The sequence below is a fragment of the Novosphingobium barchaimii LL02 genome (assembly GCF_001046635.1).
Classification (GTDB): domain Bacteria; phylum Pseudomonadota; class Alphaproteobacteria; order Sphingomonadales; family Sphingomonadaceae; genus Novosphingobium; species Novosphingobium barchaimii.
This window is the reverse complement of the sequence record NZ_KQ130453.1, coordinates 190,356-215,884: the sequence shown is the minus strand read 5'-3', so window position 1 is coordinate 215,884 and position 25,529 is coordinate 190,356. Positions and strand designations below refer to the sequence as shown.

At 62.4% G+C, this 25,529-nt stretch carries 23 protein-coding genes; 12 read left to right on the top strand and 11 right to left on the bottom strand.

Annotated features, from left to right (window positions below):
* Window positions 1–55 precede the first annotated feature (55 nt).
* From V474_RS07910 to V474_RS07900, 3 genes are all read right to left on the bottom strand, one after another.
* Window positions 56–2,107 (bottom strand): TonB-dependent receptor plug domain-containing protein, encoded by a 2,052-nt coding sequence (locus V474_RS07910; protein WP_059150989.1) that lies wholly within the window; start codon window positions 2,105–2,107, stop codon window positions 56–58.
* Entirely contained in the window at window positions 2,104–2,367 is a 264-nt protein-coding gene (locus V474_RS07905; protein ID WP_059150988.1) for a hypothetical protein, read from the bottom strand. Before V474_RS07905 ends, V474_RS07910 begins: the two co-directional genes overlap by 4 nt.
* Window positions 2,368–2,450: 83 nt before the next feature.
* Entirely contained in the window at window positions 2,451–2,936 is a 486-nt protein-coding gene (locus tag V474_RS07900) for a hypothetical protein (RefSeq protein ID WP_148649319.1), read from the bottom strand.
* Between the two features lie 340 nt (window positions 2,937–3,276).
* On the opposite strand from V474_RS07900, the gene V474_RS07895 reads away from it, so the two are divergent.
* Window positions 3,277–5,394: a TonB-dependent siderophore receptor gene (locus V474_RS07895; RefSeq protein WP_059150986.1), complete on the top strand. Its 2,118-nt coding sequence runs from the start codon at window positions 3,277–3,279 to the stop codon at window positions 5,392–5,394.
* A 71-nt stretch (window positions 5,395–5,465) separates the two neighbouring features.
* On the opposite strand, the gene V474_RS07890 is transcribed toward V474_RS07895, so the two are convergent.
* The 3 genes from V474_RS07890 to V474_RS07880 all read right to left on the bottom strand — a co-directional run bounded on the left by V474_RS07890 (window position 5,466) and on the right by V474_RS07880 (window position 9,682).
* Entirely contained in the window at window positions 5,466–5,891 is a 426-nt protein-coding gene (locus tag V474_RS07890) for a cupin domain-containing protein (RefSeq protein WP_059150985.1), read from the bottom strand.
* A gap of 278 nt (window positions 5,892–6,169) precedes the next feature.
* Window positions 6,170–7,147, bottom strand: coding sequence for an endonuclease/exonuclease/phosphatase family protein (locus V474_RS07885; RefSeq protein WP_148649356.1), 978 nt, complete (start codon window positions 7,145–7,147; stop codon window positions 6,170–6,172).
* Between the two features lie 198 nt (window positions 7,148–7,345).
* A complete protein-coding gene (locus V474_RS07880; protein ID WP_059150984.1) occupies window positions 7,346–9,682 on the bottom strand; it encodes a TonB-dependent receptor in 2,337 nt (778 codons plus the stop codon).
* 347 nt (window positions 9,683–10,029) lie between these two features.
* On the opposite strand from V474_RS07880, the gene V474_RS07875 reads away from it, so the two are divergent.
* A complete protein-coding gene (locus tag V474_RS07875; protein WP_059151449.1) occupies window positions 10,030–12,273 on the top strand; it encodes a TonB-dependent receptor in 2,244 nt (747 codons plus the stop codon).
* An 817-nt stretch (window positions 12,274–13,090) separates the two neighbouring features.
* On the opposite strand, the gene V474_RS07870 is transcribed toward V474_RS07875, so the two are convergent.
* Window positions 13,091–13,651, bottom strand: coding sequence for a DUF4142 domain-containing protein (locus tag V474_RS07870; protein WP_059150983.1), 561 nt, complete (start codon window positions 13,649–13,651; stop codon window positions 13,091–13,093).
* Between the two features lie 152 nt (window positions 13,652–13,803).
* On the opposite strand from V474_RS07870, the gene V474_RS07865 reads away from it, so the two are divergent.
* Window positions 13,804–14,217 carry a DUF3597 domain-containing protein gene (locus V474_RS07865; protein WP_059150982.1) on the top strand — a complete coding sequence of 138 codons (414 nt, stop codon included), beginning with the start codon at window positions 13,804–13,806 and terminating at the stop codon, window positions 14,215–14,217.
* Between the two features lie 66 nt (window positions 14,218–14,283).
* Here the strand turns inward: V474_RS07865 and V474_RS07860 are convergent, their stop codons facing one another.
* The 3 genes from V474_RS07860 to V474_RS26510 all read right to left on the bottom strand — a co-directional run bounded on the left by V474_RS07860 (window position 14,284) and on the right by V474_RS26510 (window position 16,732).
* Window positions 14,284–15,693, bottom strand: coding sequence for a dihydrolipoyl dehydrogenase (locus V474_RS07860; protein WP_059150981.1), 1,410 nt, complete (start codon window positions 15,691–15,693; stop codon window positions 14,284–14,286).
* A 129-nt stretch (window positions 15,694–15,822) separates the two neighbouring features.
* Window positions 15,823–16,317 carry a nucleoside deaminase gene (locus V474_RS07855; protein WP_059150980.1) on the bottom strand — a complete coding sequence of 165 codons (495 nt, stop codon included), beginning with the start codon at window positions 16,315–16,317 and terminating at the stop codon, window positions 15,823–15,825.
* Between the two features lie 196 nt (window positions 16,318–16,513).
* Window positions 16,514–16,732 carry a hypothetical protein gene (locus tag V474_RS26510; RefSeq protein ID WP_236710920.1) on the bottom strand — a complete coding sequence of 73 codons (219 nt, stop codon included), beginning with the start codon at window positions 16,730–16,732 and terminating at the stop codon, window positions 16,514–16,516.
* A gap of 6 nt (window positions 16,733–16,738) precedes the next feature.
* Here V474_RS26510 and V474_RS07850 point away from each other — a divergent pair, with 6 nt between their 5' ends.
* The 3 genes from V474_RS07850 (at window position 16,739) to V474_RS07840 (ending at window position 18,273) form a co-directional block, all read left to right on the top strand.
* Window positions 16,739–17,476, top strand: coding sequence for a formate/nitrite transporter family protein (locus V474_RS07850; RefSeq protein ID WP_236710919.1), 738 nt, complete (start codon window positions 16,739–16,741; stop codon window positions 17,474–17,476).
* 111 nt (window positions 17,477–17,587) lie between these two features.
* Entirely contained in the window at window positions 17,588–17,947 is a 360-nt protein-coding gene (locus V474_RS07845; protein ID WP_059150978.1) for a hypothetical protein, read from the top strand.
* A gap of 74 nt (window positions 17,948–18,021) precedes the next feature.
* Window positions 18,022–18,273: a hypothetical protein gene (locus V474_RS07840; protein ID WP_059150977.1), complete on the top strand. Its 252-nt coding sequence runs from the start codon at window positions 18,022–18,024 to the stop codon at window positions 18,271–18,273.
* 420 nt (window positions 18,274–18,693) lie between these two features.
* Here the strand turns inward: V474_RS07840 and V474_RS07835 are convergent, their stop codons facing one another.
* Window positions 18,694–19,356 carry a methyltransferase domain-containing protein gene (locus V474_RS07835; RefSeq protein ID WP_082699662.1) on the bottom strand — a complete coding sequence of 221 codons (663 nt, stop codon included), beginning with the start codon at window positions 19,354–19,356 and terminating at the stop codon, window positions 18,694–18,696.
* A gap of 388 nt (window positions 19,357–19,744) precedes the next feature.
* Here V474_RS07835 and V474_RS07830 point away from each other — a divergent pair, with 388 nt between their 5' ends.
* The 6 genes from V474_RS07830 (at window position 19,745) to cysT (ending at window position 25,528) form a co-directional block, all read left to right on the top strand.
* Window positions 19,745–19,975, top strand: a complete 231-nt coding sequence (locus tag V474_RS07830) for an acyl carrier protein (RefSeq protein ID WP_059150975.1) — start codon at window positions 19,745–19,747, stop codon at window positions 19,973–19,975.
* Entirely contained in the window at window positions 19,972–21,192 is a 1,221-nt protein-coding gene (locus tag V474_RS07825) for a beta-ketoacyl-[acyl-carrier-protein] synthase family protein (protein ID WP_059150974.1), read from the top strand. Before V474_RS07830 ends, V474_RS07825 begins: the two co-directional genes overlap by 4 nt.
* Window positions 21,189–22,277 carry a type III polyketide synthase gene (locus V474_RS07820; RefSeq protein ID WP_059150973.1) on the top strand — a complete coding sequence of 363 codons (1,089 nt, stop codon included), beginning with the start codon at window positions 21,189–21,191 and terminating at the stop codon, window positions 22,275–22,277. Before V474_RS07825 ends, V474_RS07820 begins: the two co-directional genes overlap by 4 nt.
* Window positions 22,189–23,397: an NAD(P)/FAD-dependent oxidoreductase gene (locus V474_RS07815; protein WP_236710916.1), complete on the top strand. Its 1,209-nt coding sequence runs from the start codon at window positions 22,189–22,191 to the stop codon at window positions 23,395–23,397. The genes V474_RS07820 and V474_RS07815 overlap by 89 nt, the downstream gene beginning before the upstream one ends.
* A gap of 209 nt (window positions 23,398–23,606) precedes the next feature.
* Complete coding sequence (locus V474_RS07810; protein WP_059151447.1) at window positions 23,607–24,629, top strand: sulfate ABC transporter substrate-binding protein; 1,023 nt, start codon at window positions 23,607–23,609, stop codon at window positions 24,627–24,629.
* Between the two features lie 41 nt (window positions 24,630–24,670).
* Window positions 24,671–25,528: a sulfate ABC transporter permease subunit CysT gene (gene cysT / locus V474_RS07805; RefSeq protein WP_059150972.1), complete on the top strand. Its 858-nt coding sequence runs from the start codon at window positions 24,671–24,673 to the stop codon at window positions 25,526–25,528.
* Window position 25,529 lies beyond the last annotated feature (1 nt).

The following is a 25,529-nucleotide window of genomic DNA, read 5'->3' as shown; positions in this document are numbered from 1 at the left end:
TGGCGGGGCGGTCGCGACTTCGGAACCTTGCGCGGATCGCAAGCCCAGCAGACGCTCAGAATGTGCGGGCCAGTGCCAAGGACACAATTGCGCCGTGTTGCTGGTTGCGCCACTCGCTCCCCGTTAAGGTGCCTGCCCGGCTGGGCGCGAAGAAGCGGCGCCGGCGAGCATCGTCCTGCCCATTGATCGCCTTTGCCGTCAGCGTCGTCTTGAAGCCGGCGAAAGCCGTAGTCTCGACGTAAGCGCCCCATAACGCGTGGTCGCGCCAGCGCAGGACCTCGCTAGTGTAGAAGACGTCGGCCTGCTCCGCTGCGGTCCAGTTTATACCCCATGAGGACTTGAGTGCGGGCACGTCATGGCGAAACTCGGCCGTGAGGCTTAGAGCGGGGATATCGTCCATCGCGCGGCTGCGCCCGGTTACCGGATCGCGCAGCCGCGAACCGCGCCAGGTGCCGTCTACCGTCAGGCGCGCGCCTTTGAGCGCCTTGTCGAGAGGCACAGTGCCCTGTGCGATAATTCCCCATTGCCGGGCATAGCCGACCGTGCCCAGCGCCTCGTCGCCCGAGGGGAGTACGAGGTAGCCTAAAAGCCCCTTATGCCACTGGCGATAGGCCTCCACGGCAATGGCGCCGCCCTTGCCCCATCGATGGTCAAGGCGCAGTAATGCGCGAGTTACGCGGGCGGGGCGCAAGCCCGAATTGCCGCCGAGGGGACGCCCGTCTGCCTGGTTGACCGAGGCAGCGAAGTCCCCGAAATTAAGCTGGTCGACCGTTTTACGCGCACCTAATCGTACCTGAGTGCTACCTGAAGGCGACCATACGAGCGCCGCCGAGGGTTTGAGGTAGGACAGGCTCTGCTCTTGCGCCGCCTCACCCATCACCCGGATGCGCGAGAATTCCACCGCCATGCCTGCTTCCAGATTGAGCCGCGCGGCTAGCTTTACGGTGAGGTTCGCGAATGCCTCGCCGCGCATCTCCGATACGCGCGTATCGGCATTGGCGAGCGGAGTGGGGATGAGGCCGCCTCCGGTGTCTTGGGCGTAGTCCAGCTGGCTCGACAGACTGTTATAGGCCACTTCGCCGCCGAACTCGGGACGCACCGGATGATCGCCTTCCCGGGTGACGGTGGCGCGCGCAACCAGTTCCACCGGCTTTTCCAACTGGGACGAGAGGCCACGATAAGGCGCCTCGACGTAATCCTCGTCGGTGACGTATCGCTCCAGCCGGCCGAGGCCGACGACCTTGGCTGTCCAGCCGGCGCCGAGGCGGCGGGTCCAGTCCAGACCCAGCTCGCCGCTGCGGCCCGTCTCGTCATAGGCAATATCGCGGCGGCCGTGGGAAGAACCGTCCGCCGCGCCGTCGAAGATGTCTATGCCGCGCCGGGAGGAATAGCCGTCCTTGTTGAGCCGCAGGTTCGCGGTCAGGGTGCCGCCTGCGACCGGGCCCGAGGTGCTGAGCGCCAGTCCGTATTCGGGTGCCTTGGCTGACGTTTGTTCTCGCCGCGTCGAGGTCAGCGTGCCGTCCGCGTCCCGGTCAAGGTAGGTGCCGTCGCCAGGGTAGCGGGTAAGTTCGCCAGAAAGCTCCACGCTGGTCTGCCAGCCTGCGATACGGCGCGCGTGGCTGATCCGGCCCGCAGGTGAGAGAAAGCCATCCGCAGTATGGGTGAGCGTGAGCGAAGCATTGCCCGATCCCCCCGCATCGGCGCGCAGCACGACATTGGCAACAAGGGTCTGCCCCTGCGCCTCGGCCGCATCGCTGCCGCGCAGCAGAACCACCCGCTCTACCCGCGAAGCAGCGATCCGGCGCAGCACTTCGGTGATACCCCCGCCTTTAACGGTGGGGCGCTGCCCGTCGATAAGGACATTGCCTGCGCCGCCCCCGAAGCCGCGCACGGAAGTACCCTCGCTAAGGAGGAAGCCCGGCGTGCGCTCCAGCATGTCGAGCGCGGTCTGAGGTTGGAACGGCTTGTAGAAATCGGCCGGATAGACCGGATCCGGCCCGGCCGGGACGATCGCGGGCGGGGCTTCCTGCCGCTGGGCCGGGCGTTCCTCGTCCAACGGAGAAGTGGCCGCAGCCAACCCGGCAAGCATAAGCGAAAATGCATTCATCGTACCGGCCCCAAACCCCAATCCAGTGGCGCAAGCGGCGGCGCCGTTATCGTCAGCCACAGCCATGCCCGCGCCGCGCTGCGGGTATGGAATGCCGCCATCGAGATGCCTGCGAAAATCGCAAAGCTGGCAAGCGTCGCCGCCGTCACCGCCTCCACCCGCGCCATGCCTGCGCGGGCAACGAGGAACGAGAGTACCACGGTGAGCTGGACGGTCAGCCCATAGGCACCCAGCGTTCCCGCCAAGATGCGCGCCGCCATCTCAACCCGGTGACGATGCGCGTCTCCAGCAGCAGCCCGAGGCGGAGAGGCTGCCTGAGCCGCCGCGGAAGTGTCCCTCGGCATCAAACGGTCTTTCCTGAAATCAGGCGCAGGATGCGCTCGCGGTTGGTTTTGGCAGCCAGGACCAGTACGGCGGACAGGCTGAGCCATCCAAACCAGCTGACGGCATCGCGCCGGTGACGGCGCGCCGCCAGTCCGGTGCCGGAATGCAGCCGCACGGGCGCGTCGCGCGGCGCGAAGCTGCCACGCAGCCCCAATGTACGATGCCCTTGAGTCAGCGCCGCCTCATAGGTCATCTGCAGACCGCTCTGCTCGGCGAGCCGGTTCGGCACGTCGGCCAGCCAACCGGGCGGAATGTCATAACCGCGCTGTGCGCCCTGATCCTGCGCCGCCGCGATACCGGCCCCCGCAACCATGCCGCCCAGCGCCGTGCCGGCCAGCAAGGCGAATGCCAATAACCGGCTGCGGCTGCGCTCAAAACTGACCCTCATCGATATTCCCCACTTGGTCACCCGCTTGCGCGTAGCGCCCAGCGCCACCATGCGCATTTCACGTCCGTCGACGCGATAGGCACTGCGGCAGCGCTTCGGCGCACCATCAAGGTATTCGAGGCGGACATAGCGCCCCCGTAAGCTATTGCGAGTGACTTGCAATAGCTTATTCAACGTAGTCTGGTTGGTGGCATGCCTGCTTGGTTGCGAGGTGTTTAACAGCAGTCGGTCACCTTCATAGACCGCCTCGCGAAGCCGGAATTTTAATAAATTGTCGCCGTCAGTGTTGCTCAGGAGCTACAGTAATCTCCATTCTTTCGGCGATATTGCTAATCCGTCGCAATATCGGTAGTTGCGCGCCTTATTGAGATTTGATCGCAATTAAGAAGGAAAACGTATGGTCTCCGTTCGCACTTTCGCCCTTTGCGGCGCCGCGTTCTTCGCCATATCGACGGCGGCTTCCGCACATGTGGAAGAACAGCCGGCCAGCGCCAATGACGGGGCGGCCGCAGAAGGGGACAGTATCGTCGTCACCGCCGGCAGTTCGGGTACAAAGACGCAAACTCCGCTTATACAGGTGCCGCAGCCGCTCACGGTCATCACCTCGGAACAGTATCTTTCACAAGGTGCGATCAGCATCAGCGACACCGTGAAATACGCCGCTGGCGTCCTCGCCAATCCTTACGGGCGCGATACCCGCGTCGACGGCTTCAACATCCGTGGCATCGATGCCCTCCAGTTCCGCGACGGCATGCGCGACATCTTCAGCTATTATGCCACCATCACCTCCGACCCCTACAACTTCTCCCGCGTGGAGATCGTACGCGGCCCGGCATCGGTGCTGTTCGGCCAAGGTTCGATCGGCGGCCTCGTCAACCTCGTCTCCAAAACCCCCGAATTCACGACCGGCGGGGAAATGAACGTCGTCTACGGCAGCTATGACCGCAAGGAGGCCATGGGCGACATCAACCTCGCGCTGGCGGACAACCTGGCGATTCGCGCCGTGGGCCGCGTCCGCGATGCCGATACTTATGTCGATCACGTGCCGGACGACCGCGTGATGTTCGCGCCGTCGATCCGCTGGCAGCCGACCCCCGACACCGACGTGGTATTGAACGGCGTCTACCAGAAGGACAAGACCGGCTCGACCTCGCAGTTCCTGCCGATCGTGGGCACCTTCAGCCCGAACACCGCCTATCCAGAAGGCCGGCTCGGCCAGTACACCTTCGTCGGCAAACCCGGCTGGGATCGCTACAACGGCCGCTCGCTGCAAGGTGGCGGGGCCGTCACCCACAAGTTCTCGGACAACATCCGCCTGAGCGTCAAGGCGCGCTACATCGACAGCAAGGTCGACTACAGAACACACTACGCCGACAGCTACACCTATCCGACCGATCCGTTCTCTGTCTACGGCACCGATGGGCGGACCATCGGTCTGTCCGGCAGTGCGACCGATGCGCGGATGAAGGTCTTCACGACCGACAACAACCTGCAGATCGATTTCAACACCGGCGCCAACATCGAGCATAAGCTGCTCGTCGGCATCGACTATAGCTGGAATAAGGTCGGCAAGCGTGCCGCCTATAGCCCTGGCGAGACCGTCGACCTGTACGATATCGATTACGATGCGCTGCTCACCTATGAGGCAACCGGCCCCTTCTCCAATGACAGCCAGAAGCAGTTGGGCATCTACGCCCAGGACCAGATACGCTTCTTCGACCGCGTCTCGGTGGTGCTGGGCACCCGTCGCGACCGGGTGACGTCCTCCGCTGGAGCCAAGGACAACGCCACCACGTTCCGCGCCGGCATCATCGGCGACGTGGGCGCGGGCTTCTCGCCCTTCTTCAGCTATACCGAAAGCTTCTTGCCGATCGCCGGTGCCGACAGCAACGGCGATGCCTTCAAGCCGCAGACCGGCACCCAGTTCGAAGCCGGCGTGAAATGGCAACCGGAACGCAACACGCTGGTCACTGCCACCGCGTTCCACATCAAGGAACGCAACCGCGTTCTTTACCTGCCCAACGACGTCGTCGCCCAGTCCGGCGAGCTGACCACCAAGGGCTTCGAAGTGGAAGCCAGCCATACCCTGCCCGGCAATTTCGAACTGCTGGTCAATTACGGCTATAACCAGCTCAAATCCGAAACGAACAGCAGCCTGGACTATATGCCGCGCCACACGGCGTCGATTTGGTCGAGCAAGACCTTCGGCGTTTCAGACGATGCGCAGCTGCGTCTGGGCGCAGGCGTCGTATATAGCGGCAAGAGCAAGTCGACCGGCCAGATCGATCCCTACGGCATTAACCCGGCCATTCCCGATGACCAGCTTTACACGGTGGTGACGCCCTCGCGCACAACGGTCGATGCTCTGGCTGAGATCAACTGGGCCAACTGGCGGTTCGCGCTCAACGCCACGAACCTGCTCAACAACAAGTACTACGCCTCGTGCCTTGCCCGCGGCGACTGCTTCATGGGCGCGCCGCGCAATGTCATGGCCACGGTCGGCTACCGCTTCTGATCCTTTGCCTTGCGAACGCCCCTGCCCCTGCGTCACTAGGAGCAAGGGCGTTCATGATTGGCTGGAAAACTTCACCTAGCCGGCACTAACAAGGCAAAGGCAGCGCGCGTCGCTTCATCGATCCCGACGCCCAGCACCGTACAGCGGCCATCACCCAGCGGGTGCGCGCGATGCCCCTGCCCTTCGGTGTCCAGCATCAGCAATACCGACCCGGTTTCCAGATGGCGCCGGTCGCCGCTGCCCGCCTCGATCTCCCAACCGCCCGACACCACGATCGACAGGCCGGCCATGCCCGCGCGGTGCCAGTCCTCGCCGGTGCGGCCGGTGCCGACGACGAATCCCATTACCGTCGCGCCGGTGCTGCCGACGAAACGAACCATCCCATCCTCGTCAGTGACCTGTGCCAATGCGGGCAGCTCAACATCGGCGAGATGCGAAAGACCATCCTTGCCTGCGTATACGCAAACAGCGGGAACGGTCGGTAGCGACTCTTTCATCCATGGCTCCTCAGTCGTCGCTGCTCGGGATGGTGTAGCCACCCGACCATCCTTGTGAACGCGAGACAATATTCCGGTTCGCAAACCCGGCACGCGTGTCAATCATGGCTTACCATCAGCCCCTACCGCTTCGAGAGCACGCATCCTTTCTGTCTGTTCGACGATCGGATAAGCGGCGAAGACCATGCCGTAGGCTTTATTTCTGACCTGCCGGAAATTCAGGAGAAGGGTCTCCAGGCCTTGTGCAAAGTATGGCACAAGACAAACCGCTTGCTCAGCTACCGGACGGTGAGATGTGACTTGTCCTGCCAGCTCAGCCGGTAGGTAACGAGAAACCCATCGTGGTCCGACAGTTCCGGCCCGTTGGGACCGCCGTCGAACAGGGCCTCCACCCGGATCGGGGCGATGTCGACGTTTTCGCCGGCCTCGAAGAACTGGAGGTCCTGAGTATCCACCCATGGCGCGTCACCGTCCCACGACATGCGCACGTCGCACGCCGAGCCGGGCGCTATGCAGGCGCGATGGACCAACTCCATCGGCTGGTAACGGGTGAAGTTATCCCACCGCCCCTGCGAATGGCGCATGTTGAAATCGCCGCCAAAAACGATCGGGAAGCGGTCATCGTGGCTCCGGTCGATGAAGGCGGATGCCTCGTTCGCTTGCCGCGTATGGGCTTCCAGGTTGCGGAAGAGCGGCGCTTTTGAAGCCAGGCGCGAATTCATGTGGGTGTCATAGAGGTCGACCGGCACCGGTACGCCGGGGACCGCGATACGGGCCAGCATGACGCCCTTGTTGGCGAGGCAGTCGATACCGGCGCAGGACCGGCGTCCATAGGCCTGCCCCCGCGTGAGCTGGACCGGATAGGACGACGCGATCACTAATCCGCTGCCGGTCAGCCGAATTCCCAATTCACCCCGCCCCATCTTGGCGCGGCCAGGCAGCTTGTCGCTGAACATCCTGACATGCGGAGCTGTGCGCCGGGGGCCGGAAACGATCGCCGGATATCCCGTGGCGAGCACAGCCTTCTTGGCCGCGCCGCTGAACACTTCCTGAAACATGACAACGTCGGGCGCTTTGCCCGCTGCACGCAGCGCGGCCAGATGCTCGCCGATCCGGCGCAGGTCATCCGCGCGGCCGGACCGCGCCGGCCAGCCAAGGCCCTCGACATTGTATGTAAGCACCGACAGCGTGGTCGTCCGGGTCACCCCGTCGGCGGCTGTTTCGATGCGTGCCGGGGGAGCCTGCCCGGGCGCCATATGGCGCAGGGGCGGCGGTGTACCGCAACCGGCGACAAGCAGGCAGAATGCCGCCAGCGCAGGTCTGATGATTCCGAGATTGATCACGGGCTGTGCTTAGCGCGCAATCGAAAGCAGGAACAGACCGCGCGTCGATCCCGCTTCCTCCCCGCCGCCATGAGCGAGGAGGAGCCGGAATGGCGAAGGCGGGTCCTTGCCTTAGAACGCGAAGCCGATAGTTCCAAAGACCTGCCGCGGCGCGGACGAGTGAAACACCACGATGCTACCCGCAGCATCGTCCGGCGCGAAAACGCTGTTGTCGAAGTTCGACGCATAGCGCTTGTTGGTCAGGTTGGTGACGTTCAGCGACAGCTTCGCTCCCTTCAGAACGCCGATCGTGCCGAAGTCGTAACCGAGGCCCAGATCGAAAGTAGTGTACCCGCCGAAGCTCTGGTCATTGGTGTAAGTGTAGTATCGGCGACCGGTATATTTGCCCTGCAGCGAGGCCGAGAACCCGGCTTGCTTGAGCGTTATCACGCTGGCAAACATTTCCTTGGGCGTATCCACCTGCTGCTTGCCTGCCGTGGCTTTGAGCACGCAGGTAGTGGTGCACCAGTTGAGGTCCTCATCATAGGTGGACTTGTTGTACGATGCCGAATTGTACCAGTTCAGCCACGGCAGCGGCTTCCACAGTACGCCCAGTTCGACGCCCTTGCTGGTGACGCTGCCGGCGTTGTGGAAGGAATTGCCACACCCCGGGTTCTGCTGCTGGTTCGTCGGACACGGATTATACTGAAGGAGGCGATTGCGGAAATCCACCCAGTAACCGCTCAACGCGACCTGCAGCGGACCGCTGACAAAGCGATAGCCGCCTTCGAAGCTGCGCGACGTCTCGGGCTTCAGCGTCTTGCCCTGCGCGTCCCATACCGTCTGCGATACCGACTGCGGGCCAAGCTTGAACCCGCCCTGGAACATCGCGATGTTCTCGGCATAGCTGGCGAACAGTTCATGCTGGGGCGCCACCTGCCAGTGCACGCCCACTTCCGGCAGGAAGTAGTCCTTGGCGGTCAGCGAACCCGTCGCGAACTGGCTCGACGCCGGCGGCGGCGCCTTGGCGATACCGGGCAGAGCCTCGGCGTCCGAGCGTGAATACGTGCCCTTGAAACCGAAATCGATGGTCAGCGCATCGCCGAACAGCTTCACGGTGTCCTGAACGTAGAACTGGCGCGTCTTCCACTTGGTTTCCTGCACCCACTGGGCCGTATCCGGCTGCCCCTTCAGGTATTGCGCCAGATCGAACGGCCCCGTGACATTGCTCCAGATATAACGCGCGGCGCTGCTGGTGTTGTCCTCCAGCCAGAAGCCGGCCTGGAACTGGTTGAAACCGACATCCCAGGTCAGGCTACCCAGCCCGCCGGTGCGGTTGATTGTGTAGCGCGTGTCGCGGATCTGCACCGGCACGTCGTCGGCTGTGGACGCCGTACCCTGCTTGGACCAGCCCACGATCCAGTTGTTGCCCGCGCCCTTGTTGGTGTGATGGTATACTTGCAGGTGTGCGCTGAGGGACTTGGCAATCTCGAAATCACCGGCAAGGTAGAACAGGTTATCCTTGCGCAGGATCTGACCGTTCGTGAAGGTAACATCGGAGCGCTTTTCCGGCGCGGTCGAGTCAACGCACTTGGTCGGCGCGGTGGGACCCGTTACCGAGCAATAGGCCCGGTCGAGGTAGGACTGCCAATCCGGTGCATAGCCCGCCCAGTCCCAGCCGAGACGGCCCAGCATGTCCTTCGACAGATAGGCATCGTCGGCTTGGTTAGTGCGCGAAAGGTCGGCGAAGGCCGTAATCGTGCCGCCGGCGAAGGCGTACTTGAGCTTGCCGTTGAACTGCTTGCCGGTGGACCTGTTGTAGGCACGCTGGTTCACGAACAGATCCTGTTCGCTGTACTGGCCCGAAAGATAGGCCGAGAAACCGGCGTGTTCGCCGGTATCGAAGCGAACAAAAGTCCGCAGAGTATCCTCACTGCCAAAGCTCTGGCTAGCCGCCAGGCCCATTTCTTGCTTGGGATCGCTGCTGGTATAGATCAGCGCCCCGCCCAGATTGCTGGTCGATGCGATGGCAAGGCCGGCGATGCCGGTCGCCAAATCGGCACGCCCCAGGTTTTCCGAGATAAGGGCGCGGCTGATGGAGAGGCCGTTGTAATTGTTGTAGGCGCCGTCGCCCAGTGGCATGCCGTCGAGCGTATAGCCGAGGTGCGTGGTGCTGAAACCACGCACCTGGAGGGACAGCGACTGCTCGTTGACGCCCAGCGCGTCGATCGATTGTGCGCTTACACCGGGAAGGAAGTTCAGTGCTTTCTGCACGCTGGTACCGGGCGGCAGCACATCTAGATTCGACGGAACAAGCGTCGAAACCGAGCGGGTCTGGCCGCTGCCGATGACGACGATATCGCCAAATTCACCGTGATCCGTCTCGCCGGGCGCGGCATCCTGCGCCTTCGCATGCGCAGATACTGTAAAACTGGCTGCAATCGCCAACGCGACAACGGATTTCTGCAAAACTCACGCCCCCATATACCTGAAAAGAACCGCATGGACTTTGAGCCCGCGGCGCCGGCCCGCGCCTATTCCACCCGTTGATGACTCTTTCGCTACAGTTCAGAAATATAAGAGCAAAGTTTCCGAAGCCTGCTTCGAAAGCCGCCCAACTCAACGGAACGCCCGCACGCACCTGTTGCCGCAAAGCCACGTGACCTGTCAGCGTTCAACCTGCCCGGCCGCCGGTCATCGAAATGCCATAGGCCATTCGTACCCGGCCCTCAGACTTTGCAACAAACTGGAAATATTCCGTGCTAATTACAGCGCTCGCCAAGAAGACCCTTCACCTCACCTGCGGCCTTGCCGCCATGAGCGTGTCGACTGCCGCCTTGGCACAGGAAACGGCCCCCGCCGATACCGGCCTTGGCGATATCGTGGTAACGGCTGAGCGCCGTACCGAAAATCTCCAGCAGGTTCCGGTTTCGGTCGGCGTGGTCGCGGGTGACCAGCTCCGCAATTTGCAGGCTGGCGGCGACGATATCCTCGCGCTCTCGGGCCGCGTCCCGGGACTCTATGCCGAAACCACTACGGGTCGCATCTTCCCGCGCTTCTACATCCGGGGCCTGGGCAACATCGACTTCTACCTCGGCGCCTCTCAGCCGGTTTCGATCATCCAGGACGACGTCGTGCTGGAACACGTCGTCCTGAAATCCAACCCAGTCTACGATATGGACCAGGTGGAAGTGCTGCGCGGCCCGCAGGGGTCCCTGTTTGGCCGCAACACCACCGCGGGCATCATCAAGTTCGATTCCATCAAGCCCTCCACCGATCGCTGGACCGGCCGTTTCAATGCCAGCTACGGCGAATACGGCTCGGCCTCGGTCGACGCGGGCGTGGGCGGGCCGATCGTCGCGGACACTCTGGCCGTGCGCGTTTCGGGTCTCTACCAGCGCCGTGACGACTGGATAGACAACGTCTACACCGGCCCCAGCGCCGATGGCACGGTGTCGCCCAGGAAAAACGCCATGGGTGGCTTCGAGGAACGCGATGCCCGCGTCCAGTTACTGCTTGCACCTCAGGGCAGCCCTTTCTCGATGCTCACCAGCTTCCATGCCCGCAAGTACGACGGCACTTCGACGATCTTCCACCGCGCCGCGCTGAAAAAGGGTTCAAACGACGCCAGCGCCGAACCGCGCGACGAAATCGCGCTCGACGAAGCGGATAACAACCCGCAGGCGTATGACACCTACGGCGCCTCCAATCGCATCGCGCTCGATTTCGGCGGCGTCACGCTCACCTCGATCACTGCCTGGGAAACCACTTCGGGTTATAGCCGAGGCGATACCGACGGCGGCGCGGCTGCGGACTATCCCGTTGCCGGCGTGCCCAACGGCTACGGCGAATCCCAAGGCAACCTTCGCGATCTCGACCAACTGACCCAGGAACTGCGCCTGTCCAGCAACGGCGACACCCGCTTTAAGTGGCAGGTCGGCGCAATGTACTTTGACGAGCGCAACATCACCGACTTTTACCAACGCGCCTTCTTCCTCACTCCACCCGCTAATAATCCGAACAACTGGGTTCGCCTGCGCAACCAGAACACCAGCTGGGGTCTGTTCGGGCAGCTGAGCTACGAACTCGCGCCGGGCCTGACGGTTACTGCGGGAGGACGCTACACCAACGACACCAAAAAGACCCGCCTGCTCAAGACCGCCGACCGCGTCGACGGCTCGGTCAGCTACACCGGCCGCCGTTATGTGCGCCTTTCCGACGAACAGCCCAGCTGGGACGTCAGCGTGCTCTATGAGGCCAGCCCGGAAGTCAGCCTTTATGCCCGCGTAGCGCGCGGCTTTCGTGGCCCGACCATCCAGGGTCGCTCGGCCGTGTTCAACTCGGACTTCACCACCGCGGATTCGGAGACGATCCTTTCCGGCGAGGCCGGCATCAAGACCAGCCTCCTTGGCAACCGCGTGCGCTTCAACCTATCGGGCTTCGCGTATCGGGTGAAGGACATCCAGCTCAACGGCAACGACAGCGACGGCAACGGCGTGCTGTTCAATGCCGACAAGGCCCAGGCTTACGGCCTGGAAGCCGAACTGGAAGCACGGCCGATCCCCAACCTCTCGCTCACCGCAGGGCTCAGCCTGCTGCACACCGAGATTAAAGACAAGAACGTCTACGCACAGGTCTGCGCGCTCAATGGCGTAGTCGTTTGCACGGTTCAGGACCCCACCGTCACAGTGCCGGGTCGCGGCGTTTTTGCGCAGATCGACGGCAATCCCTTGCCCAACGCCCCCAAGTACACCGCCAACATCACGGCGCGTTACGATGTTCCCCTCGGCAACGGCGGCTCGCTCTTCGCCTCGACCGACTGGACCTGGCAGGGGTATACCAACTTCGTGCTCTACAAGACCGCCGAGTTCTACTCGCGCGGGGATTTCGAGGGCGGCCTGAAGATCGGCTACACGGCTCCCGGCGGCCGCTACGAGATCGCCGCTTTCGCACGCAACATCACCAATGAGAAGAACCTCAAGGGTGTGATCGAGAACTATATGGCGGCCGTGTTCAACGAACCGCGCATCATCGGCGGATCGCTTTCGGGCAAGTTCTGAACGCGAACGCACGTTCGTGATATCGCTTGGGCTGTCGGCCCAAGCGATACGCTGGAGACACTGAGCGAACGCCGAACCAGGAAAGTCGCTATCTTGGGGACAGATGGTTGATGCCAGGTTGGATCTCGAAGCCGTCGACAATAGTCTCGTGCTTTGGCAGGCGCCGCGACACCTGCGTTGTCGACCAGAATATTGATAGATCGCCCGGCCGCCATCACCCGCTCGGCAAGTGCCGCCGCTAGTGAAAAACCACGTCAGGCTAACGGAATTGCTCCAGGTCTGCTCCGTTCAGGGCATGCCCCTCCCTGAGCTAGCCGGGTTGCGCCAGATCAACCTTTCAAACATTGGTGTTTGCTTCTCGAGCGATGCGCCGCAGCCTTCGCCCCCGATCGGGGCGCGGTGCAATTCCGCAGATGGCACACTCGCGCGGCTCAGTTGTGATATCTGGGGCAACCTTTCGAATTGAAGGCATAGAAGTTTTGCCGCTCAAAAAAAGCCGTTCTTCAGCCTCGCTGTGTTACAGCTGTGGACGATTACAATTTTCATCATGTAATTGAAGTTGCTTGATTCTGCGTAAGCCTACTTCCTGGCCATTCGAATAAGTTGCATGAGTTGCTTGCGGATCGAGGACCCATCAAGATGCTCACGCACATGTGAAAAATGCTCCTTCGCAAGCTGGTCACGAATTTTTTGGACACTTTCGAAATCGCCAGTCCTGGCAAGCTCGAATGCCCGTTCAATCGTACTCAATGCAGACCCCCGCTATTATTCCTGGGCAAAATTACCTTACCTCGCGATCGCCCGCTGATACCGCCGATCAAATGCTTTTCGCCATGTTGAGGTGCGCTGCTACGGTCGGGATCATCTTCGTAGCGAACGCCTTCAGCGAGGCAACCTCGCCTCCTGCTGCATAGCCCTTTAACGCATCGAGTGCCTCTGCATGTGCAGAAGTCTGAGAGGCCACATAGGCACGGTCGAAATCAGCGCCGGACTTGGCGACCAATTGGTCAAGCGTGGCCTTCTGCGCCGCGGTAAGCGCCGCGTCCGGTGTGATTGCCGGCGATGTTGCGCCCGCAGCCGCCTTAAGTTCTACTGTCGATTCAGTATGCGCCTCGATCATATTGTTGGCATAAGACTTTATTTTCGACGTCGTCGCTTTGGTGATCGCGAGCTTGGAACTTTCGATCTCGAAGGCATCGCTGGCAGCAGCTATGTTTGCGAAAGCCTGGCCTTCTCCGGCCTTGACCGCGCTTGCCTCAGGAGAAGTACTCGGCGATGCCACATTTGCAGCCGGCTCGCTTGGCGCGTCCGACTGTTTATTGCAGCCCGCCAGGCCGAGCACTGCCAATGACACTGCGAGCAGTAGAGACTGCTTCATGATCGTCGCTCCAAGTTGAAAAGTTCCAGATATCGGTTCAACGGCCAGGCGCCCCCAAACGTTCCGCAACACCTTTCTCGCCGGAGCGTTGTACTATCGAAAACATCGAAGGCGCGCCGCCGAACCCCGCCGGCGCCCGACAGGAGCATGGCATGAGCATCTTCGGAAACATCATGAAAAAGATATTTCATCACGATGTAGCTAAGGCAGCACCCGCCGCGGCAGCGGCACCGCCCGCGCCTACAGCCAGCCCGGTGCCGCAGCCCGCCCCCGTTACAGCGCCCGCCCCGGCCACTGCCCCCCAGACCGTTGAAGTCGGCGCAGTGCTGGAGGCTATGGCCCAGATGAATGACGATCACGGGGGCAACTACAGGACTTCGATAGTCGATCTTCTGAAGCTGTTGGGCCTTGATTCAAGCATCACTGCCCGCAAGGAACTCGGCGCTGAGTTGAACGTCCACGCCGGCGCCGATGGATCTGCCGAGCAGAACATTGCCCTTCATCGCGCCGTTATGGACAAGCTGGCAGAGAATGGTGGGGTAGTACCCGACAACTTACGCGGTTGACGGCTGACTGGCTGCAAGGACTTGAGGCGGTCCATCGTCACTCGATTTTGCCGATCTGTCCTGCAGTCAGGCTCCGGCGAGAAAGCCGTCGTCGCGCTCCATGGGCATTGAACTACCGACTGCCTTGCAGATCGCGCGAAAAGCAGGTTTCAGCCCCTCCTCGTATGTCGGATGGTAGTATGGCAGAGCCAGCATCTGACTCGCTGTCATGCCATGCTGGATCGACCACGCGAGAAGATGTGCAGTGTGTTCGGCGGCGGGCGCAGCAATGACAGCACCGATGAGCTTACCGTCGAGCGGATCGGCCAGAATGTGCGCCAGACCATGGTTTGTTGCGAAGACCTTCGCCCTTCCCTGATCCTCGAAGGACGCGGCTCCAAGAATTGTGGCCGAGCGTCGGGAAATGTCGCCGACCACCGCCATCGCGGGATCCGTGAACATGATCGACAGCGGAACCATCCGCTTTCCCGGAAGCACATCAGGATAGCGCGCCGCGTTATGGCCGGCGATAGCGCCTTCTGCCTGCGCCTCGTGCAATACCGGGCGGCCGTTCGCGGCGTCACCTGCGAGGAAAATCGGCGCAGCACCGCATTGCAAGCTGCATGGGTCTGCTTTGGGCGCGCCGTGTTCGTCGAGTACCAGCCCCGTACTCTCAAGGCCCAGATCCTTCAGCCGCGGTGGCCGGCCACTGGCGGCAAGTACGTAGTCGAAGCTGGCCGAGCCTTCACTTCTACCGGTCCAGGACAAGAGAGCCTTGCCCGCATCTAACCTCGCCGAAAGCTGCACTTCCAGGTGAATGGGAAACTCATTGCCAAGGATATGCGCCAGCTGCCCGCTCACTTCCTTATCGTCCAAGGACGCTAGCCTATCCCCTTGATCGAAGACGCGCGTCTCAACGCCAAGCCGTGACAAGGCCTGTGCAAGTTCAAGCCCTAATGGCCCCGCTCCGATGACTGCGACGGAAATCGGTAGCGTCTCCAGGTCGAACAGCGTCTCGTTGGTCAGTACCGCCGCCTGTACCGGGTCGAGGAACGCGGGTATCGAGGGCGCAGCTCCCACCGCAATGACCACAGCCTTGGCTTCAACCACGGTACCGTCATCGATTTCCAGAGTGGTCAATCCGGTGAACCGGGCGCGCCCCTTCCATTTCACCCCATCGGGGATCCTGCCAATCGATTTATCCACGCCTGCAATGAAGCGGTCGCGTTCAAGGCGCAGGCGTTTCAGGACCGCTACGCCGTCGACCACCGGCTCGGCGGCGATACCGAACGTGCGGGCATGCCGGGCCCCATGTGCTGCCGCCGCTGCGGCAATGAGCAGTTTGGAAGGCATGCAGCCCACGTTCGTGCAGGTTGTGCCACTGAAGCTTTCGTCGATCAGCAGTGTGCTGGCGCCGTGACGGCGCGCACTAAGTTCGGCGGCCAGCCCGGCCGTGCCGGCACCGATGATTGCAACGTCACATATCTTTGTGGTCATTCGATTTTTCCGAAATCTTTGGCCGCCCCGTCCATCAACGGCCGAACGGAGACGGCGTTCCGCGCGGCTTTCTCGCCTATATGGACCTGCCCCTGGAACGCTTCTTGAGCCAGGATGACGCGCAGCCGCTCAGATGTTGCCCTGATCTTCCAACGGAACATCGTCGTCCGGTCGGAAATACAGCCTGCAGCACTCCTCGGTCAGGCATCCGCCTTCGAGGGTCAGGTCGTCGCGCCAGGCGTCGCGAATGAAGTCCATCGTGTCGAGGTGCCGGTCCTCGAAATACATGGAGTGGACGTCCTCACGGCCGGCACCGTAGACGATGCGGCCGACCTTTGCCCAGATCGAGGCCATCGTGCACATGCCGCAGGGCTGCAGCGTCGAGTAAAGCGTTGCCCCTCGCAGATCCATATCACCATGGGCAGCGCCGCCCTTGCGAAAAGCAACCATCTCTGCATGGGCAGTCGCATCGTTGGTTTCTTCCGTTTCGTTGACCGCACTGGCAAGCAAGCGGCCCTCCATGACGACGACTGCTGCAATCGGGGTGTCCCGGGGGCTTGTGCCCTTTTGCCGTGCAAGCTCGATCGCCAGACGCATCCATGAATGGTCTGCCTCGTCTATCATCCGGCGGCCTCCTGTTGCGAAATCTCGTTTCTCTACCGAACTGACGTTTTGCAGCGCCTGCGGTTCCGATGGGGCTGACTAACACGGGAACATTCCTGCGCACCGCTGGTCCGCTAAGGATGCACCTTTTGCTTTCTCATCGCGCCCGAGGTTCCCGGAACACAAGATCGACCGGCGCGCTCTTCAAGGTGGTAAGTCAGGCGACCGCCAGAAAGAACGGGCCATCTGCCTCGAACGGCAATTGCGACACCTTCACGAGAGAGGCTGTGGGAAAATGACCAGACGATCCGGCGGTTCGGCACCGCATGACAGCGGCAAGCCGCAACAGGACGATCACGAACCTGATGCGAGCCTTGATGCCCAGGAAACCAGAGATGTGGAGGATCGACGCGCCAGTTCCAGCAAGATCGTCCACGAGGTCGTGCGTCTGCAGGGCGAGGAAGAACTCGCCAGGCCTGCCCTCGCACTGTGCCTGTCCGGCCTTGCCGCCGGCCTTGCGATCGCTCTTTCCCTGATGTGCGAGCTGTTCCTGCGCAGCCATCTACCTGATACCGACTGGGCGCCGCTGATCTATTTTTTGGGGTATCCTGTCGGCTATATCATAGTCATCATGGGCAGGTTGCAGCTTTTCACAGAAAGCACGGTCACTGCGGTGCTGCCAGTTGCGACTTCCCCGACATTTCGCAATCTTGGCCGCCTTTCGCGGCTTTGGACATGCGTACTTGCCGGTAATCTCGTCGGAGTGACCTTGGTCAGCGCATTGATGGCGGGCGAAATTATCATAACCCACGAGCAGAGGCTGATCGCGCTCGACATTCTGGGCAAGCTGGAACTTCAGCACTGGACGCGGACATTGACGCTGGGCATTCCCGCAGGTTTCATCATGGCTGCGATAGCGTGGGTCCTACCCAATTCTCGCGGCAGTGAGTTCTGGGTGATTTTCTCGCTCACCTATGTAATCGCACTGGGAGGATTCGCGCACGTCGTCACCGGGTCTTCCCAAGCGACCTTCCTGTGGCTGAACGGAAGTATCGAGTTTTCAGAGGCTTGGTTGGAATTCACTCTGCCAGCTCTGCTGGGCAATATCATCGGCGGAACGGGGCTTTTCGCCGTTCTGGCCCATGGGCAGATGCGCAGCGATCTGAGCGCAGATCCATAACCCGGCCTTACTTCCCCGGACTTGCCAAAGTCTCAAGGAAGTTCCCAGCAATAAGGGCTGCAACCTAGCCTGCATGTTCAGCGTTGCCCCTGCTTCATAAGGAGTGATCTCATGAAGCCTTCTTTTTTCCTCCTCATCGCCTTCGCGGGCGTTGCCGCCTGTGGCGGACCAAAAGAACAGGCCGGCGAAAAGCAGGACGAGGCCGCTGCCACAGCAGCCGGTGTCGAATACACCGGTTCAGGTCCGGCCGAACGAGCTGGTAAAGTTCAGGACGAAGCGGATGCTGCGTCCCGCAAAGCCAAGAACGCATCGGCCGATGCGCTTAAGGCACAAGCTGGTAGCGTCAAAAAACAGGCGGATGTGGCAGCAGAGAAACTCGAAGAAGAAGCCGACCGCGTTCGGGCCGCAGCTGAAAAGCGCGCTGATGATCTGAAAAGGCAAGCCGAGGCCGTCAAGCAAAGCGCCCCTTGAAGGATCAGCGTACAAGCATTGGCTCTTCGCAACTACCGACGGGCCTTGCGTTTTCGATTAAAAGGAAATTTCATATGATTGGCAACATTATCGGAGCAGTCGCCGGCAACCAGGCGGCCAAGCACATACAGGGTGTAGATGGAACCGGCGGTGCGGTGCTGGGCGTTGTCGCGACGACAGTGCTGAGGCGTCTGGGCCCGGCTGGGCTCTTGGCAGCGGCAGTCGGCGGCTATGCCCTTAAGCGGTACTCCGAACGCCGTAAGGCCAAGCAGCCCGCTTATGCAGATTCAGAGAGCATTCCCGATACCATCGCTCCCACGGCCTAATACCAGCCGGGGTCGAGGCTCATCCCAAAGCGGCCTGGCTTGCTCCTCCAACATCAAGCGTTCCGCTATTGATGGTAGATCCCAACCTGCCCGTCCGGCTCAAGGCTATGTTAGCCCCGAGTGCCTCGGCCGGGTGAAGACGCGATACTTGCGACAGGACTGGCGACCTGGGAACTAGGGGTCAGTCCACACCAATCCGGACGTGCAAGCCCATCGTTTCTTATAAAATACGAGCAATGGATTTGGTATGTCCAACGGACGGGGCAACCAGTGTGTAGTCTGCCACAGCCCCGCCATATGGCCCCAGTTCGCCGTGCTCAGCCGACGTCTTGGAAGCCCAGGCGATCTACGCCATCCAGTGGGCATCCCCATATAAGGACGATCGCCTTGTTGACATCATCGGCCGGGCAAGGCTGGTCATCACCGACCGTACGTCCGCTCGACAGAGATGCGGAAAGGAAAGCGCCGTTCCACGCACGCGGTCCCTTGAGCAAGGCCCGCCCTTGCCAACGCATCCGGCCATTCGCCCGGCCGCAGCGACCGCGCGATGGAAAGCTGCCCATCTTCGCGCACGATGCGGTGCACCCCCATGGCGCGGGCAAGCAAGGGAAACCCGTGATATGCAAACCTGTGCCGATGTAGGTCACCGATCATCCAGCCTCGCCGCGCCGTATGCTCCATGTGTTGGACGAAACGGTCCAATTGCGCATCGCTCATATGATGGGCAACCTGGCTGCTGACGATGAAGTCGAAGGGTCCGTCTTGGTCGGCGTAATCCCCGGTGGCATACGATATGTCCATCCCCTCGGGCGTTGCCCCTCGCGCCAGATCCTCGCTCGCCGGGTTGAGATCGACGCCCGCCAGTCTTGCTGCGATGCCTCGCCGCGTCGCCCAGCGCGCCACCGCGCGCAAGGTATCTCCGTGGCCGAATCCCACGTCCAGCATGCTGAATCCACCTGCATCCCCGACCGCACGCGCAAGAAACGCTAGTACCGGACGCGCCGTGAAGGTCCAGCGATTGACACGCGCCAGATCGTGCAGGACCTGACCATAGACAGCAACGTCGAGATTGGCAGCGTCCATCTGCTCTTCTCGATGCGACCTGACCGAAAGATCCATCACAGCGCGGTTACCGCGCGGACGCTGGCTAAATGGCAGGTGTTTATGGCCAGCCTCCTTTTACTCGTCGGCGGATGTGATCGCGTTTCGTCGGCACGTATCCACCTTGGCACCATCCAGCTTTGGGAAGAAGCGAATACAGCACGCTTGCGGATACCACGCAAAGCGCGCAAGCCCGTAAGGCACACAGAAAGCGGAGTACCCCGATGAAGTGCGTTCGCATTGCTGTGGCTTTCATTCCGGCACCCTTGGCCGCTTCCTGCGCATTACTGACGGCAGGCCGGATTTAACGGGCCGCAGTGCCCCATTCTGCCGCATCTGCCCGTAAATGCCCGTGCATGGAGAAGCACTAATGACCAACGAGGACCTGATCGCATTGATAGCGAAAGAGACCGGTCTGCCGGTAGAACGCCTGGTTCCGCAGGCCACCCTGGAGACACTCGACATTTCCTCAATCGACCTCGTCAGCATGCTTTTTGAGCTGGAGGACCAGTACGGCATCGAAGTCCAGCCCGAGGAACTGACCCCCGACATGACGCTACAGCAGTTGTTCGACCGCATCGGAGTGACCCCGTCGCAATGACGGCGCCCCGTGTGCTGGTGACTGGCATGGGCTGCGTCAGCGGGCTCGGCCGCGGCGTTGCCGAGAACTGGCGGCGCGCACGCGGCGGTGACGGCGCTATACGCGCGTTGCTATCTCCAGAAGCGCCGGGCGTCGCGGCATGGGCTCAAGACCCGCCCGGCGACGAGGCGCGCTTTCCCGGCGTGGACGCGGACCGGCTGCGCCGTCTTGGCCGGCTCGACCCGCTATCTGCCTTTGCGCTGGAAGCGGCGATCGAAGCCGTGGCCGATGCCGGCCTTGACGGACATACCTCGCTGGCCCACCGGACCGCGATCCTGCTCGGCTGCGGTAGCGGCGGCAATGCGACGATAGAAACCGCCTACGAACGGCTGTTTGGTCAACGCCAGGCGAAAGTGCATCCCCAGACCATCCCCAGTTCGATGATCGCCGCGCCCGCCGCGCACCTTTCCATGTTGCTGGGCGTTCACGGCCCGGCCTTCACGCTATCGAGCGCCTGTGCGTCCTCTGCCCATGCACTGGGCGAAGCGATGCACATGATCCGGGCGGGCCGCAGCGACGTGGTTATCGCCGGAGGTGCCGAGGCCTGCCTCACGCTCGGATCGCTGACCGGCTGGCGGTCGCTGGGCGTGCTGGCGCCGGATACCTGCCGCCCCTTCTCGCAAGACCGCAAGGGCATGGTCCTGGGGGAAGGCGCGGCGGTGTTGGTGCTGGAAAGCGAAAGCCACGCCCTGGCTCGCGGCGCGGCTGTATACGGCGAACTGGCGGGCTACGGCCTGTCAAGCGACGCCGGTCACATGACAGCCCCGGATGTAGCAGGCATCGCGGCCGCCATAAGCGCCGCGCATGAAGACGCAGGCTTGGCGCTCGATGCTCCCGCGCTCTATTCGTCTCACGGCACGGGAACGGCGCTTAACGATCCTGCCGAAACCGCCGCCCTGCAGCGCCTTTATGGCGCCTCGCTTGCCCGGCACCGCGTGATAGCCACCAAGTCCGCGCATGGCCACATGATCGGCGCAACCGCAGCGATGGAGTTCATGCTCGGCCTTCTGGCCCTGCGCGAAAACACCCCGCCACCCGTGCTCAACCACCTTGGCCCCGCCCCCGATTGCGACCTGCCGCTGGTGCTGAAACCCCAGCCATTCGAGGCCGAAGCGCTCGTCTCCGCCAGTATCGCCTTTGGCGGTCTCAACGCCGTACTGATAGGACGCCGCGCATGACCCAGATCACCGCCTGCATCAATCGGATCGGTACGGCAAACCCACCTTTCGAGGTGCATGATGCCTTCGTTCGTTTCGTCGCATCCAGCCTGCCCGACGCCCGTTCCCGCCATGTTTTTCAACGCATGGCCGCACGGTCGGGGATCACCCGGCGCTACTCCTTTCTCGAACCCGTGAAGCTGGGTGACGGCACCGTCACCGACGTCGAAGGCTTCTACGGCGCCGGCCCCTGGCCCTCCACGGGACAACGCATGGCCCGGTACGAACGGGACGCGCCGCGCCTTGCACTCGATGCCATCGCGGCGCTGGGAGACGATATTGCGCTCCAGGACATCACTCACCTGATCGTCGCCTCGTGCACCGGATTTATGGCGCCCGGCCTCGATCAGGCGATTGTCGCTGGTGCCGGGCTAAACCCCGGGGTGGAGCGCACTGTGGTGGGCTTCATGGGCTGTTATGCCGCCGTCAACTCGCTCCGTCTGGCCCATCACATCGTCCGGTCCGAGCCGCAAGCGCGGGTCCTGGTGGTAACGGTGGAGCTATGCACCATCCACTTCCAGCGCAGCGGCGACCTCGCCAGCCTGCTTGCGATGCTGCTGTTCGGCGACGGCGCTGCGGCCGCGCTGGTGACGGCCGACCGCGGCGGCATTGCCCTGCGCGACTTTCGCTCGGCGACGATCCCGGGCAGCGCCGATGCGATAACCTGGGCCATTCGCGATCAAGGGTTCGACATGCACCTGGGCGGCGAAGTGCCTGCCCGGATCGCCCGGGCACTCAGCGCCGAAACCGGGCGCAACGACGATGGCGGCCTGCTGCGTGGATCGGCGGTGGACGATTTCTCGCTCTTCGCCGTTCACGCTGGCGGGCGCACCGTTCTCGATGCCGTCGAGCAAGGACTGGGCCTTGGCGCTGATGCGCTGGCACCGTCGCGGGCGGTGCTGCACGATACCGGCAACATGTCCTCGTCCACGCTGATGTTCATCCTGGCGCGGATGCTTGCGGGGCAGGAGCGCGGCCCCGGCCTGGCGCTGGCCTTCGGACCGGGCATGGCTGCGGAAAGCTTCCGCTTCGCGATGGAGGACTGACATCGCAGACGCCCTCGTCCTTGGCGCTGGCCTTGCGGGAAGCGCTGCTGCGTGCCTACTGGCGCGCGGCGGGGCCAATGTCCTCCTGCTGGAGCGGGAAAGCCGTGCCCACCACAAGGTCTGCGGCGAGTTCCTGTCGGTCGAGGCGGTGGCGCATCTGCGACAACTCGGCATCGATCCTGCTGCCCTGGGCGCTGCACCGATCAAGCGCATCCGACTGCTAGACGGCAAGATGGAAGTGGAAGCCCCGCTGCCGTTCGAAGCGCTCGGCCTCAGTCGCCATGCGCTGGACGAAGTGCTGCTCAGCCGCGCCGAGGCTGCGGGCGTAAAGGTCGAACGCGGCGTTCGGGTGTTGGAACTCGGCGGCGGCGGCGTGCGTACCAGTCATGGCTCCCGAACCGGCCACCATGTTCTGCTTGCAACGGGCAAACTTCCGATCCGGGAGGGCAACAATTCGCCGCCGAGACGCGCGGCTAACGGCTTCGTCGGTTTCAAGATGCACTACAGGCTCGCACCGCCCGCTACCCGCCGTCTGGCCGGAACGATCGTGCTGGCCTTGTTCGAAGATGGCTATGCCGGTTTGCAGATGGTCGAGGACGGCCGGGCAAACCTGTGCCTCGTCTTGCGCCGTAGCCGACTGCCCTTCATCGGCGGCGACTGGAACGGGGTACGTCGCTGGCTCGGCGAAAATCCCGCTTTGCGCAACCTTCTGGCCGATGCCGAACCCCTGTTCGAGCGCCCGGTGACAATCGCCAACCTAGCGTACGGCGTGCCTGCGCATCATGGGGAGGACGGTGCGGTCCTGCGGCTTGGCGATCAGTGGGGAATGACCGCCTCCCTAACCGGAGACGGCATGGCGATAGCACTAAGAAGTGCCTTTCTCGCAGCGCGCTGCGTGCTGGCAGGCGATGCGGGCAGTTATCCCGCTCTCATCGCCGATGAGGCACGGCGGCAGGTCGGGCGCGCGATGCTGCTACAGAACGCGCTGCAGCGCCCGTGGATGCGGCTGGGTGGACTGCGGCTGGCACAGCTTTGCCCGCCACTTCTCACCTTCATGGCAGGTATGACGCGGCTGCCCGAATGGGAGCTTTCCGATGAAGGGTCTGGCGTCATCGCCTGATTGCGCCGAGGGCAGCGGGCCTACATCAACTCCTGATTGCAGGCTTGATAGGCAAACTTTGCTCTACTACCATTTACCCAACCGAATTGGTTGAGTATTCCTGTTTCCAGCCTTAAGTTTGTGGCGCCTCCAGTCGGCTGACGCAGCGATGCGCGGGCTGATCGGTCGATGGCCGTCATCGGCTTGAAGATTACGGACAGGATATGATGATGCTGAAATCCCGCGCTCTGGTTCCTCTCGGCCTGTGCTTCGCAATCGCCCTCCCAGGGTGCTCGGGCGGGGGCGGTGGGCAATCCGACAAAGTGCAGATAACCAACGTCAGCTACGATCCGACACGCGAACTGTACGAGGCGATCAACCCCGCCTTCGCCGCCTACTGGAAGAAAAAAACCGGCAAGGATGTGACCTTCCGCATGAGCCACGGCGGCTCGGGCAAGCAGAGCCGCGCCATTATCGACGGCCTTGATGCCGATGTCGCCACCCTGGCCCTGGCCTACGATATCGACGCGATCGCGGACAGGGCCAAGCTCCTTCCGACCGACTGGCAGAAGGCCCTGCCGGACAATTCCTCGCCCTATACGTCGACGATTGTTTTTCTGGTCCGCAAGGGCAATCCCAAAGGTATCCGGGATTGGGCCGATCTGGTGAAGCCAGGCGTCGAAGTCATCACTCCCAATCCCAAGACCAGCGGCGGCGCGCGCTGGAACTTTCTCGCCGCTTGGGCTTATGGCCGCAAGGCGGGCGGATCGGACAAGGCGGCCGAAGACTATGTGCGCAGCCTGTTCACTCACGTCCCGGTTCTTGACAGCGGTGCCCGAGGCGCGACGACCACGTTTGTTGAACGCGGCATCGGCGACGTGCTGATCGCCTGGGAGAACGAGGCGCTGCTGGCCGAAAAGAAGCTGGGCGCGGGCAAGTTCGAGGTCGTGGCCCCTTCCATCTCGATCCTCGCCGAGCCGCCGGTCGCCGTTGTCGCGAAAAACGCGCAGAAGCACCGCACCGAAGACGTTTCGAAGGCTTACCTCGAATATCTCTACTCCCCCGAGGCTCAGGTCGCCATTGCCCGCAACTTCTATCGCCCGAGTGACCCCACGATCGCCGAACAGTTCAAGGCGACATTCCCCCAGATCCCGATGGTGACCATTGACAAGGACTTCGGCGGTTGGCGCGCCGCGCAGAAGACCTTCTTCGACGACGGGGGCGTATTCGACCGCATTTCCGCGAAGAAGTGAGCCTTAACCAGTCCTTTCAAGAATCGAGCAGGCCCCTGCAGATGACCGCTTCTTCCGCCGCCGGCGCGCGGCGCCGATGGCGCCAGCCTTCCGTGTTACCCGGCTTCGGGCTGACATTCGGGCTCAGCCTGGGCTGGCTGACGCTTATCGTGCTCATCCCGCTGGCGACGATCTTTCTCAAATCCGCCGGCATGGGATGGGACCAGTTCGTCGCCGTCGGCCTTTCGGACCGCGCCCTGGCCGCCTACCGCCTGAGCTTCGGCACGGCCGCTGCGGCGGGTCTGGTCAATGCCCTTTTCGGGCTATTAGTCGCCTGGGTGTTGGTTCGCTACACCTTCCCCGGCCAGAAGATCATCGGCGCAATCGTCGACTTGCCCTTCGCGCTGCCTACCGCCGTCGCCGGTATCGCTCTCACGGCGCTCTATTCACCAAACGGCTGGGTCGGTCGGTTCCTCGATCCGCTGGGGATCAAGGTCGCCTTCACCCCTATCGGCATAACCGTGGCCCTCGTCTTCATCGGCCTGCCTTTTGTTGTGCGGTCGGTCGAGCCGGTGCTGGCCGACCTTGGCAACGACGTTGAAGAAGCCGCCGCCACGCTGGGCGCCACCCGCCTGCAAACTTTTTCCCGCGTCATCTTCCCCGCTATTGCCCCGGCCCTACTCACCGGCTTCGCGCTCGCCTTCGCGCGCGGGGTGGGAGAATACGGTTCGGTGATCTTCATTTCCGGCAACATGCCCGGCCGCACCGAAATCGCCCCGCTGCTGATCGTCACCCAGCTCGAACAGTACAATTACGACGGCGCCACCGCCATCGCGACCGTCATGATGCTCGTCTCCTTCGCGATCCTGCTTGCGCTCAACGTGGTGCAGGCTGCCGGTCGCCACAGGTACGGAGCATGAC